The organism is Micromonospora sp. NPDC005806 (assembly GCF_042871425.1).
Taxonomy (GTDB): domain Bacteria; phylum Actinomycetota; class Actinomycetes; order Mycobacteriales; family Micromonosporaceae; genus Micromonospora.
In genome coordinates, this window is record NZ_JBIAIL010000029.1 from 50,594 (window position 1) to 62,950 (window position 12,357).

The 12,357-nt window shown below is 75.7% G+C and carries 7 protein-coding genes; 5 read left to right on the forward strand and 2 right to left on the reverse strand.

Translation table 11 applies throughout. The annotated features are described in order from the left end of the window. Positions 1 to 121 precede the first annotated feature (121 nt). Together ACFYOS_RS25750 and ACFYOS_RS25755 are read left to right on the forward strand one after the other, a co-directional pair. On the forward strand, positions 122 to 4,765 hold the full coding sequence (locus ACFYOS_RS25750) for an ATP-dependent helicase (protein WP_387146627.1): 4,644 nt from the start codon (positions 122 to 124) through the stop codon (positions 4,763 to 4,765). Between the two features lie 67 nt (positions 4,766 to 4,832). After that, entirely contained in the window at positions 4,833 to 5,345 is a 513-nt protein-coding gene (locus ACFYOS_RS25755; protein ID WP_387146630.1) for a GNAT family N-acetyltransferase, read from the forward strand. 186 nt (positions 5,346 to 5,531) lie between these two features. Here the strand turns inward: ACFYOS_RS25755 and ACFYOS_RS25760 are convergent, their stop codons facing one another. Then, positions 5,532 to 5,876: a hypothetical protein gene (locus ACFYOS_RS25760; RefSeq protein WP_387146633.1), complete on the reverse strand. Its 345-nt coding sequence runs from the start codon at positions 5,874 to 5,876 to the stop codon at positions 5,532 to 5,534. Positions 5,877 to 6,081: 205 nt separating this feature from the next. Here ACFYOS_RS25760 and ACFYOS_RS25765 point away from each other — a divergent pair, with 205 nt between their 5' ends. The 3 genes from ACFYOS_RS25765 (at position 6,082) to ACFYOS_RS25775 (ending at position 11,562) form a co-directional block, all read left to right on the forward strand. Continuing rightward, on the forward strand, positions 6,082 to 6,867 hold the full coding sequence (locus tag ACFYOS_RS25765; RefSeq protein WP_387146636.1) for an S-adenosyl-l-methionine hydroxide adenosyltransferase family protein: 786 nt from the start codon (positions 6,082 to 6,084) through the stop codon (positions 6,865 to 6,867). A gap of 45 nt (positions 6,868 to 6,912) precedes the next feature. Further along, positions 6,913 to 7,761 carry a zinc finger domain-containing protein gene (locus tag ACFYOS_RS25770; protein WP_387146639.1) on the forward strand — a complete coding sequence of 283 codons (849 nt, stop codon included), beginning with the start codon at positions 6,913 to 6,915 and terminating at the stop codon, positions 7,759 to 7,761. A 183-nt stretch (positions 7,762 to 7,944) separates the two neighbouring features. Continuing rightward, on the forward strand, positions 7,945 to 11,562 hold the full coding sequence (locus tag ACFYOS_RS25775; protein ID WP_387146732.1) for a hypothetical protein: 3,618 nt from the start codon (positions 7,945 to 7,947) through the stop codon (positions 11,560 to 11,562). 22 nt (positions 11,563 to 11,584) lie between these two features. Here the strand turns inward: ACFYOS_RS25775 and ACFYOS_RS25780 are convergent, their stop codons facing one another. Further along, entirely contained in the window at positions 11,585 to 12,355 is a 771-nt protein-coding gene (locus ACFYOS_RS25780) for a hypothetical protein (protein WP_387146642.1), read from the reverse strand. Between the last annotated feature and the right edge of the window lie 2 nt (positions 12,356 to 12,357).

Sequence of the window (12,357 nt, forward strand, 5' to 3'; positions counted from 1 at the left end):
GGGTGAAGTTACTTTATGTTGTGCGTCACAAGCAAGCAGTTAAGTAAGACTTAACGCTAGTAACACCGCATCCGTAGCGTAAGACGTCGACCCGGACAGAACAGCGTCCGGCGCGGGCTGGATGTCACACCGTCGAGGCAGGATAGAAGGCGTGGCGGACGAGGTGACCCAGGATGCGGCGGTGCTGGCGGGCTTCGGCGCGGCGACCCGGGAGTGGTTCAGCGCCGCCTTCGCCGCCCCGACCGCCGCCCAGGCCGGCGCCTGGCGGTCGGTCGCCGCCGGCCGCAACGCTCTCGTCGTCGCCCCGACCGGCTCCGGCAAGACTCTCGCCGCGTTCCTCTGGTCGCTGGACCGGCTGGCCAAGGAGCCGCCGCCGGCCGAGGCCCGGCAGCGCTGCCGAGTGCTCTACGTCAGCCCGCTCAAGGCGCTCGCCGTCGACGTCGAGCGCAACCTGCGCGCCCCGCTCGCCGGCATCCGACAAGCCGCCACCCGGCTCGGCCTCACCCCGCCCGACATCACCGTCGGCATGCGCACCGGTGACACCCCGGCCGACGAGCGGCGGGCCTTCGCGCGGACCCCGCCGGACATCCTCATCACCACGCCGGAGTCGCTGTTCCTGCTGCTCACCTCCGCCGCCAGGGACTCGCTGCGCGGCGTCCGGACGGTGATCGTCGACGAGGTGCACGCGGTCGCCGGGACGAAGCGCGGCGCCCACCTGGCCCTCTCCCTGGAGCGCCTCGACGCGCTGCTGGAGACGCCGGCCCAGCGGATCGGCCTCTCCGCCACCGTCCGGCCGATCGACGCCTGCGCCCGTTTCCTCGGCGGCGCCCGCCCGGTCGACGTGGTGCAGCCGCCCAGCAGCAAGACCATCGAGGTCAGCGTGCAGGTGCCGGTGGAGGACATGACCCGCCTCGACGAGCAGGAGCCGCCGGAGGACGACCTGGGCGGGATCGGCCCCCGCCGGGCCTCGATCTGGCCGGCCGTCGAGGAACGGGTCTTCTCGTTGATCCGGTCGCACCGGTCGACCATCGTCTTCACCAACTCCCGGCGCAGTGCCGAGCGGCTCTGCGCGCGCCTCAACGAGCTGGCGGCCGAGGAACTGGAGGCGGCGAACCCGCCGGGCGGCGACGGCAGGCGCACCGCCGACAGTGGCGGGCCGGTGGGGCCGCTGCGGGCGCCACGCCAGCCGGCCGAGGTGATGGCGCAGTCCGGGGCGACGGCCGGCGCGCCCCCGGTGATCGCCCGGGCCCACCACGGCAGCGTCTCCCGGGAGGAGCGCAAGCACATCGAGGAGGCGCTGAAGTCGGGGCAGCTCCCGGCCGTGGTCGCCACCTCCAGCCTGGAGCTCGGCATCGACATGGGCGCGGTCGACCTGGTGGTGCAGATCGAGGCCCCGCCGAGCGTCGCCGCCGGGCTGCAACGGGTCGGCCGGGCCGGGCACCAGGTCGGCGCGGTCTCCCGGGGCGTGGTCTTCCCGAAGCACCGGGGCGACCTCCTCTCCTGCACGGTGGTGGCCGAACGGATGGGCGAGGGCGCGATCGAGGAGCTGCACTACTCGCGCAACCCCCTCGACGTGCTGGCCCAGCAGGTCGTCGCGATGGTCGCCCTGGAGCCGTGGCGGCTCGGCGACCTCGCCGTGCTGGTCCGCCGCGCCGCCCCCTTCGCCGAGCTGCCCGACTCCGCGCTGCACGCCGTGCTCGACATGCTCTCCGGGCGGTACCCGTCGACCGCCTTCGCCGAGCTGCGGCCCCGGCTGGTCTGGGACCGGGCCACCGACGTGCTCACCGGCCGGCCCGGCGCGCAGCGGCTCGCGGTGACCAGCGGCGGCACCATCCCGGACCGGGGCCTGTTCGGCGTCTTCCTGGCCGGTGCCGAGCGCGCCGCCCGGGTGGGCGAGCTGGACGAGGAGATGGTCTACGAGTCCCGGGTCGGCGACGTGTTCCTGCTCGGCTCGTCGTCCTGGCGGATCGAGGAGATCACCCCGGACCGGGTGCTGGTTTCCCCCGCTCCCGGCCAGGCCGCCCGGATGCCGTTCTGGAAGGGCGACCAGCTCGGCCGCCCGGTCGAGCTGGGCCGGGCGATCGGCGCCCGGGTCCGCGCCCTGCTGCGGCAGAGCGATGGGGACGCGGTCGCCGCGCTGCGCGCCGGTGGGCTGGACGACTGGGCCGCCGGCAACCTGATGGCATACCTGCGAGAGCAGAAGGAGGCCACCCGCTCCCTGCCGGACGACCGGACGGTGGTGGTCGAGCGGTTCCGCGACGAGCTGGGCGACTGGCGGCTCGCCGTGCACTCGGTGCTCGGTGCCCGGGTCAACGGGCCGTGGGCGCTGGCGATCGGTCGGCGCCTCGCCGAGCGGTACGGCGTGGACGCCCAGGTCATGCCCTCCGACGACGGCATCGTGGTGCGGCTGCCGGACACCGCCGACGAACCGCCCGGCGCCGACGTGGTGGTCTTCGAACCCGACGAGATCGCCCAGCTGGTCGAGGAGTCCGTCGGCACCTCCGCGCTGTTCGCCTCCCGGTTCCGCGAGTGCGCGGCCCGGTCCCTGCTGCTGCCCCGCCGCGACCCGCGCCGCCGGCAGCCGCTCTGGCAGCAGCGCCAGCGCGCCGCGCAACTTCTCGACGTCGCCCGGGAGTACGCCGACTTCCCGGTCACCCTGGAGGCCGCCCGGGAATGCCTCCAGGACGTCTTCGACCAGCCGGCCCTGGCCGAGCTGATGCGCGACCTCGGTGCCCGCAAGGTGCGCCTGGTCGAGGTCGAGTCCGAGCGCCCGTCGCCGTTCGCCCGGTCGCTGCTTTTCGGCTATGTCGGGGCGTTCCTCTACGAGGGCGACGCGCCCCTGGCCGAGCGCCGGGCCGCCGCGCTCGCCCTCGACTCCGGGCTCCTCGGCGAGTTGCTCGGCCGGGTCGACCTGCGGGAGTTGCTCGACCCGGCGGTGCTCGCCGAGACCGAGCGGCAGCTGCGCTGGCTCACCGAACAGCGCCGCCCCCGCGACGCCGAGGACGTGGTCGAGCTGCTCCGCGTCGTCGGGGACCTGAGCGAGGCCGAGCTCGCCGAGCGGGGCGTACCGGCCGGATGGCTGGCCGAGCTGGCGGCGGCCCGGCGGGCGCTGTCGGTTCGGATCGCCGGCGAGGAGCGCTGGGTGGTCGTGGAGGACGCGGCCCGGCTGCGCGACGCGCTCGGCGTGGCGCTGCCGGTCGGGGTGGCCGAGGCCTACCTGGCGCCGGTGGCCGACCCGCTGGGCGACCTGGTCGCCCGGTACGCGCGCACCCACGGCCCGTTCGCGGCGGCCAGCTGTGCCGCCCGGTTCGGGCTCGGCGTGTTCGTGGTCGAGCAGGCGCTGCGCCGGCTCGCCGCCACCGGGCGGGTGGTCTCCGGCGAGTTCGCCCCCGACAGCGTCGGCACCCAGTGGTGCGACGCCGAGGTGCTGCGGCTGCTGCGCCGCCGCTCGCTGGCCGCGCTGCGCCGGGAGATCGAGCCGGTGCCGCCCCGGGCGTTGGCCGCGTTCCTGCCCCGCTGGCAGCAGGTGGGTTCCTCGGCCCGGGGCGTGGAGGCGCTGGCCGCCACCGTCGAGCAGTTGCAGGGGGCCGCGGTGCCGGCGTCCGCGCTGGAACGGCTGGTGCTGCCCGCCCGGGTCGCCGACTACTCCCCCGCCCACCTCGACGAGCTCTGCGCCAGCGGCGAGGTGGTCTGGGCCGGCTCCGGGGCGATCTCCGGCGGGGACGGCTGGGTCACCCTGGCGTACGCGGACGTCGCCCCGCTGCTGCTCCCCCCGCCGGACGAGGCGCTGGCTCTGACCCCGCTGCACGAGGCCGTGCTCGACGCGCTCGCCGACGGGCAGGCCCTGTTCTTCCGCTCGCTCTCGGACCGGGTCGGGTCCACCGACGACACCGCCCTGGCCGCCGCGATCTGGGACCTGGTCTGGGCCGGTCACCTCACCAACGACACCCTGGCCCCGCTGCGGGCGGTGCTCGGCGGGGGCGGGGCGCACCGGTCCCGGCCATCCGCGCCGCGTACCCGCTACCGCCGGCCCGGCCGGGTGGCACTGCCCAGCCGCGGCGGCCCACCCACCGTGGCCGGGCGCTGGACCCGGCTGCCCGAGCGCGACCTCGACCCCACCCGGCGAGCCGCGGCCCTCGCCGACCTGCTGCTGGAACGGCACGGCGTGGTAACCCGGGGCGCGGTCATGGCCGAGCAGGTGGCCGGCGGGTTCGCCGGGGTCTACCCGGTGCTCTCCGCACTGGAGGAGCGCGGGGCGGCCCGGCGGGGCTACTTCGTCGAGGGGCTGGGCGCGGCGCAGTTCGCGGTGCCCGGGGCGGTGGACCGGATCCGCGCCCTGGCCGACCCGGCCGACGACACCCGGGGCCGGAGCGGGCCGGCCGTGGTGCTCGCCGCCACCGACCCGGCCAACCCGTACGGCGCGGCGCTGCCCTGGCCGGAACGGGTGGTCGACTCCGGTGACGGCGCGGCTCCGGCGACCGGGCACCGGGCCGGGCGCAAGGCCGGCGCGCTGGTCGTGCTGGTCGGCGGCGACCTGGTGCTCTACGTCGAGCGGGGCGGGCGGACCGTCCTCTCCTTCACCGACGACGGTGACGTGCTCGCCGCCGCCGGCAAGGCGCTCGCCGACGCGGTGCACTCCGGCGCGCTCGGCGCGATCTCGGTGGAGCGCGCCGACGGCGAGGCGGTGCACTCCTCGCCGCTGCGCGACGCGCTGACCGCCGCCGGCTTCCGGACCACCCCGCGCGGCCTGCGCCTGCGCGGCTGACCCGCCCTCACCCGCGCCCGGTCGGTGGGGTGTGGCCCGCCCGGCAGACGACGAGGGGGACGGCCCGATGGCCCCGATCCAGGTACGACCCGCGGAGCCACCCGACCGTGAGGGTGTGGCGGCGCTGCACCACCGCGAGTGGGGTGGCCCGTACGTGGTGGTCCACGACACCCGCTACGACCTGCGGGAGCTGCCCACGCTGGTGGTGGTGGACGGCGCGGGTGAGCTGGCCGGGGCGCTGGTGCACCGGCTCGCCGACGACGGGCTGGAGGTGGTGAGCCTGGTGGCCACCAGCCCGGGGTCGGGTGCCGGCAGCGCCCTGCTGGCCGCCGCCGAGGAGGTCGCGCGGGCCGCCGGGGCGACGCGGTTGTGGCTGGTGACCACCAACGACAACCTCGCCGCGCTGCGTTTCTACCAGCGGCGGCGGCTGCGCATCGTGGCGGTGGACGCGGGCGCGGTGGACCGTGCCCGGGAACTGAAGCCGACCATCCCGGTCATCGGTGCGGACGGCATCCCGCTGCACGACGAACTGCTGCTGGAGCGCCGGTTGACCCCGGCTCCGGCGAGTTCGTCGTCGTAGCGCTTCCGCCGCGGCACGACGCCGCGCCCCGGGGGAACCCCGGGGCGCGGCGGGTGGGCCGAAGCTGTCGGTCAGTTCGCCCGGATCACCTGCCCCACCAGGCCGTGCTGCTCGTCGTCCGCCCCCGAGCTGAACCAGAGCGTTCCCTCGCCGCCGGTCTCCCCGGTCCGCCGATAGCGTCCCTGATCAACTAAGCGATCCTGAGTCGGATGGGGTTTCCGGGATCGTTTCCCACCGGGGTGGGGTCGCGTGGGCGTTGCGCCGCAGCGCCATCCACGCGTTCGACGGTAGTTTCCGGCCGCCCGCGTCCACCCCGGAGGCCAGCACCTCCACATCCGCGGTGTTCCAGTGCTCCCCGATCAGGGCACCTACCATGCCCGCCACCAGATCGGAACACCAACCGATCCGTTGCGCAAGCACCGCCTCAGACAGGACTTCACCGGTCTCATCGTCCACGCCCGTACGCACAAGGGTGCGGGCGCACGCGGTGTGAGAGGTCTCGTCTTCGGCCAGCGGCAGCTTCCCGCTCACCGGCTCATCACCTCGACATCGGCCGAGAAGAACCGACACTCACCGCCGACGCACGTCAACGGAATCTTCCCCGAGTCAGCCCAAACATGAAGCACCACGGAGTCAACACCGAGACCCTTCGCGTGGCCTTTGAGAATCGAAGAAGCTCCACGCCATCAATCTATGATCACTGAAGACCCGCAATCAAATTGGTTAGCCTTCCGGCATGGCCCGGACCGCCTGGATCTCGCTGACCACCGACTACGGTCTCGCCGACGGGTTCGTGGCGGCCTGCCACGGCGTCATCGCCCGGCTCGCCCCGACCGCCCGGGTGATCGACGTGACCCATCTGGTCCCGCCGGCGGACGTCCGGCGGGGTGCGGCGGTGCTCGCGCAGACCGTGCCGTACCTGCCGGAGGGGGTGCACGTGGCGGTGGTCGACCCGGGCGTCGGCACCAGCCGCCGGGGAATCGGCCTGGCCACCCCGGGCGGGCTGCTCGTCGGGCCGGACAACGGGCTGCTGCCCGACGCCGCCACGGCGCTCGGCGGGATCACCGCCGCGGTCGAGCTGACCAACCCGGGGTGGCTGGCGCCCGCGATCTCCCGCACCTTCCACGGCCGGGACGTCTTCGCGCCGGTCGCTGCCCGGCTCGCGCTCGGCGCACCGCTCGCCGAGGCCGGCCCGGCACTGGACCCGGCGACGCTGGTCCGCCTGCCCACGCCCGTGGTCCGCCGCACCGACGACGGGTTCGCCGCCGAGGTGCTCACCGTGGACCAGTTCGGCAACGTTCAGCTCGCCGCTCCGGCCGGTCTCCTCGACGGGCTTCCGGAACAGGTCCGGGTGGCCGGCCGGCCGGCCGTTCGCGGGCGAACCTTCGGCGACGTCGCCGTCGGGGGACTGGTGGTGTACCCGGACTCCGCCGGTCTGGTCGCCATCGCGGTCAACACCGGCCGGGCGGTCGACCGGCTCGGCGTACGCCCGGGGGATGTCGTGCCGGTCGACGGCGCCTGAGCGCGCGATACGCGTGGACCGCGCGCGGTGAGAGAGGATGGCGAGGTGCCCGAAGGCGACACCGTCTGGAACACCGCCCGCGTCCTCCAGCGCGCCCTGGCCGGTGCCCGGCTCACCGGCTCCGACTTCCGGGTGCCGCAACTCGCCGCCGCCGACCTGACCGGCTGGTCCGTGCGGGAGTCGACCAGCCGGGGCAAGCACCTGCTGCTCCGGCTCAGCGCCCCGCCCGACGCCGCCCTGAGGCCGCCCGGGGCGACCGCCGCAGGCCCCGACGTCGCCGGGGGCGGGCGGGACTGGACGCTGCACTCGCACCTGCGGATGGACGGCGCCTGGCGGGCGTACGCCCCGGGCGAGCGGTGGCCGGCCCGGCCGGCCCACCTGATCCGGGTGGTGCTCCGCTCCCCCGGCGCGGTCGCGGTCGGCTACCACCTGCACGAGCTGGCGCTGATCCCGACCGCCCAGGAGACGTCGCTGGTCGGCCACCTCGGCCCGGACCTGCTCGGCCCGGACTGGGACCCGGACGAGGCGGTCCGCCGGCTGGCCGGCCACCCGGACGAGACCATCGGGGAGGCGCTGCTGGACCAACGCAACCTGGCCGGAGTGGGCAACCTCTACAAGTGCGAGGTGCTCTTCCTGCGGGGCGTCTCGCCGTGGACGCCGGTGCGCGCGGTGCCCGACCTGTCCGGCACGGTCACCCTCGCGCAGCGGCTGCTCGCCGCGAACCGGGGCCGCTGGACGCAGAGCACCACCGGGTCGCTGCACCGGGGGCAGACCAGCTACGTGTACGGCCGCCGGGCCCAGCCGTGCCGGCGGTGCGGCACCGCCATCCGCAAGGAGGAGCTGGGCGAGCGGGTCACCTACTGGTGCCCGACGTGCCAACCGGAACGCCCCTGACGGCGTAGCGGCCCGTGGAACTTCCACGAACCGGCAAGATCCCCCCGAGATACGGACGATTGGGCACTTCCCTCCCGCCGACCGACGTCGCATGCTGCGGTGGAGTGCTCACCGATCGTCAACAGCGCGTATGTCCGGCACGCCGGGGTGGTGGGCGTACCCGCCCCGATCCCGGGGAGAGCCATGGCCCTGTTCCGCAGACTCCGGCCGAGCTGGGCGGACCGCGCCGTCCGGACCGCCGAGGACCCCACGCCGACCGTGCCCGCCGTCCGGCCCGCCGAGGAGGAGGACGCCGGCCCGGCCCCGGCCAGCCTCGACCCGGCGGCCGTGCCGCGCTGCTTCGGCCCGGTGCCGAACTTCGCCGGCTCCCCGCTGCCGGCGCTCGACCGGGACGGTCAGCCGGTGCCCGGGACCGGCATCCGCAAGTTCATCGACGCGCTGCCGCTGCCCGGCCCGCTGGGCACCGCCGGGCTGGACGCCCGGCTGCCGGTCGCGGTGCCCGACACCATCACCTGGCCGGGCTGCGACTACTACGAGATCGGGTTGCAGGAGTACGCGCAGCGACTGCACCGGGACCTGCCCGCCACCCGGCTGCGCGGCTACCGCCAGCTCAACCTGGGCACCGACCCGGCCGGGCACAACACGGTCAGCCCGCCGGACCGGCCCTGGCACCTCGGTCCGCTGATCCTGGCCCGGCGCGGCCGGCCGGTCCGGATCAAGTTCATCAACCAGCTTCCCACCGGCCGGGCCGGTGAGTTCTTCCTGCCGGTCGACGAGACGGTCGACGGGGCCGGCATCGGGCCGCTGGACGGGCCGGCGCCCTATCCGCAGAATCGGGCGGTGCCGCACCTGGCCGGCGCGCAGACCGCCTGGATCAGTGCCGGCAACCCGTGGCAGTGGGTCACCCCGGCCGGCGAGATCACTCCGTACCCGACCGGGGTGGGCGTGACGCCGGTGCCGGACATGCCAGCGCCGGGGGCCGGGGCCAGCACGCTCTACTTCCCGAACGAGCAGAGCGGCCGGCTGATGTGGCTGCACGACAACACGCTCGGCCTGACCCGGCTCACCGTCTACTCCGGGCAGCTCGCGCTCTACCTGCTCACCGACCCGGCCGAGGAACGGCTGGTCGACGACGGCGTGCTCCCGGCCGACCAGCTCCCGCTGGTGATCCAGGACAAGACCTTCGTGCCCGACGACGCCCAGCTCGCCGCGCAGGACCCGACCTGGGACCGGGACCGCTGGGGCGCCAAGGGCAGCCTCTGGCACCCGCACGTCTACCAGCCGCGGCAGAACCCGTACCGGAGCACCGGCACCAACCCGACCGGCCGCTGGGACTACGGACCGTGGACGCACGACCCGGACGGCGGCGGCAGCCCGTGGGTGGCCCCGGTGCCGAATCCGCACCACGACCCGGTCGCCGAACCCGACGAGCCGCCCCTGGCGCCGGGCGTGCCGCACCCGTCGGCCGTGCCCGAGGCGTACGGGGACACCCCGCTGGTCAACGGGGTGGCCTACCCGTACCTGGAGGTGGAGCCGCGGGCGTACCGGTTCCGGATCCTCAACGCCTGCGCGGACCGCAGCCTCAACCTCCAGCTCTACCGGGCGTGTTCTGACGAGCCGATGTGGAGCGACGACGGCGCGCCGGCCGAGCCGGAGGCCGGGGAGGTGCCGATGGTCGAGGCGGTGCGCGCGGTGGGGCGACCGGCGTACTGGCCCACCGACGGGCGCGACGGCGGGGTGCCCGACCCGCGTGCCGCCGGCCCGGAGCTGGTCCAGGTCGGCAACGAGTGCGGGCTGTTGCCCGCCCCCGTCGCGCTGGTGAACCGGCCGATCGGCTTCCGGTACGACCGGCAGGACCCGACCGTCCTCAACGTGGACGGACACACCCTGCTGCTCGCCCCCGGCGAGCGGGCCGACGTGGTGGTCGACTTCTCCACCGTCCCCCCGGGCAGCACCCTGATCCTCTACAACGACTGCCCGGCCCCGCTGCCCGGGTTCGACCCCCGCTACGACCATCACACCGACGCCGTGGACCGCACCGCCACCGGCGGGCTGCCCGCCGCCCAACTCGGGTACGGCCCGAACACCCGCACGCTGCTCCAGTTCCGGGTGGACGGCATCCCGGCGCCGCGGTACGACCTGGCCCGGCTCGCCGCCCGCCTGCCCGGCGCGTACGCGGAGAGCCAGCGGCCGCCGATCGTGCCGCAGCCGGCCTACGACCCGGCCTTCGGCACCCGCACCCCCCGGGAGACGCTGGTCCCGGCGCGCGCCACCGCGGTCAGCTTCACCCCGCCCGGCGTGGTCGCCCCGGTGACCCTGCCGCTGGCGGTGAAGTCGGTCGGGCAGGTGTTCGAGTCCCGGCACGGCCGGGCGGTGGGTCGGCTCGGCGTCGGCCACCCGCTCGCCGGCCCGGTCACCCCGGCCAACCTGCCCCTCGGGCCGGCCGACCCGGCCACCGAGGTGCTGTACGCGACCGATCCCACCGTGCCGGTGGGCGGGCCGGCGGACGGCACCCAGCTGTGGCGGATCGTGGGGGATGCGCCGCGTACCCACCCGGTTCAGGTCGAGGGCTGCGATGTGCAGCTGGTCAACCGGGTCGGCTGGGACGGCACGATCCGCCCGCCCGACGGGGGCGAGCTGGGCTGGAAGGAGACGGTCCGGGTGAACCCGCGGGAGGACGTGATCGTGGCGCTGCGCCCGGTCCCGCCCAGCCTGCCGTTCAAGATCGGCGACAGCGTACGCCTGCTCGACCCGACCCGGCCGGCCGGCGCGCGGCTCGACGCCAGCCCGGTGAGCCCGGTCGACGGGCGACCCACGACCGTGGTCAACCAACTGGTCAACCTGGGCTGGGAGTACCGCTGGGGGACCCGCTCGGCGGCGCTGCGCGACCAGGGCATGAGCCGCCCGCTGGTGCTCCGGGTGGCGCCGAAGGCCCCGACCGGGCTGACCGCCACCCCGGCGCCCGGCTCGGCCACCGCGTTGCCGGCCATCGCGCTGGCCTGGACGGGCAACGGCAGCCGCCCGCCGGCCACCAGCCACCTGCTGCAACGGGCCACAGACGCCGCCTTCGCCACCGGCCTGACCGAGATCACCGTGGCGGCCACCGCCACCCGCTACACCGACGCGACGGTGACGCCCGGGGTGACGTACCACTACCGGATCCGGGCGGAGAACGCGGTGAGCTGCTCGGCCTGGTCGAACAGCGTCCCGGCGTCGGTGCAGCTCGCTTCGCCGGCGAGGCTGACCGCGGCGGTGCCGCCGGCCGCGCCGCTGCGGGTGGCGCTGCGCTGGGCCAACCGGTCCTTCGCCACCGGGGTCGACGTGCAGCGGGCCACCAACCCGACGTTCACCAGCGGGCCCGGGACCACCGCGATCATGGTCGGTGACGCCCACCTGGATCCGGCGGTCGCCCCGAACACCACCTACTACTACCGGGTACGGACCACCTACCTGGGCGCGGCCTCACCGTGGTCCACGGTGGCCACCGTGACCACCCCACCGCGACCGGCGGTGCCGACCACGGTGACCGCCGTCGCCGCCGCGCCCGCGCCGGACACCGCCACGGTGATCCTGAACTGGTCGGCCAGCACGCCCACCGGGCCCGGCTCCGGGTTCGTGGTGCAGCGGGCCACCGACCCGGGGTTCAGCCGCGACGTGGAGAACTTCTCGGTGACCGGCCGCGGGTTCACCAACACCGGCCTGACCCGCGGCGCCACCTACCACTACCGGATCCGGTCGATCAACGTCGTCGGCACCTCCCCCTGGACCACCGCCACCCGCGTCACCACCCCACCGCCCTGACGCCCGCAGCCGGCGGGACCGGTCAGGGGCTGTGCAGGGGGGCGTTGGTGCTGCGGAGTTCGGCGAGGGCCGAGGCGACGCCGTGCAGGAGGTCGGTGGCCTCGGTGAGTCGGGCGGCGGCCGGGTGCTCGGTGCTCGGGCGGGCGTCCTCGGCCAGGTAGCCGGCGGCGGCCACCACCAGCCGCTCGTACGCGGCCACCCCGCTCTCCAGCTGGGCGGTGAGGGTGGCGTGCACCTCGGCGAGCGGCCCACGGGGGGCGAGCGTGAGGGCGCGTTCGACGCTGGCCACCCGACCGGCCAGGTCGCGCAGGGACCGGTCGGCTTCGGCCGCCTCGCGGACCGCCGGCTCGGCCAGCCCGTTGAGCCGCCCGGCCATCCCGGCCAGGGTGAGCGCCGCCCGGTCCAGCCGGTTCCACGCCTCGGCGGCGGCGGTGCCGCGCAACGCCAGGCGGGAGCGGACCCGGCGAACCTCGGCGAGGACGCCCGGGCCGACGGGCAGCCGCTCGACGGCGGCGACCAGCCGGGCGCGGGAGCGGGCGGCGGCCTCCGCCGGGTCGAGGGCCGGCGGCGCCGGCATGGCCGCGAGGGCGCGCAGGTCGATCCACCGCCACGCGGCGAGCGCGATGGCGCTGCCCGCGGCGCCGGCCCAGGCCGCGTCCGGCAGGCCGAGCCCGGCGTACGGGGTCAGCACCACGGCCGCACCGCCGAGCCCGCCGGCCAGGACGCTCCACCGCCTCGCAGAGCGCCGCAGCCGGCGCAGTCGACGGAAGGGTCGCGCCCGCTCGTCCGCCATCG

Bases quoted from the DNA above. Each gene is read 5' to 3' on its own strand.
- ACFYOS_RS25780 (WP_387146642.1), bottom strand. From the start codon at position 12,355: ATGGCGGACGAGCGGGCGCGACCCTTCCGTCGACTGCGCCGGCTGCGG.
- ACFYOS_RS25750 (WP_387146627.1), top strand. From the start codon at position 122: ATGTCACACCGTCGAGGCAGGATAGAAGGCGTGGCGGACGAGGTGACC.
- ACFYOS_RS25775 (WP_387146732.1), top strand. From the start codon at position 7,945: ATGGCCCTGTTCCGCAGACTCCGGCCGAGCTGGGCGGACCGCGCCGTC.
- ACFYOS_RS25765 (WP_387146636.1), top strand. From the start codon at position 6,082: ATGGCCCGGACCGCCTGGATCTCGCTGACCACCGACTACGGTCTCGCC.
- ACFYOS_RS25755 (WP_387146630.1), top strand. From the start codon at position 4,833: ATGGCCCCGATCCAGGTACGACCCGCGGAGCCACCCGACCGTGAGGGT.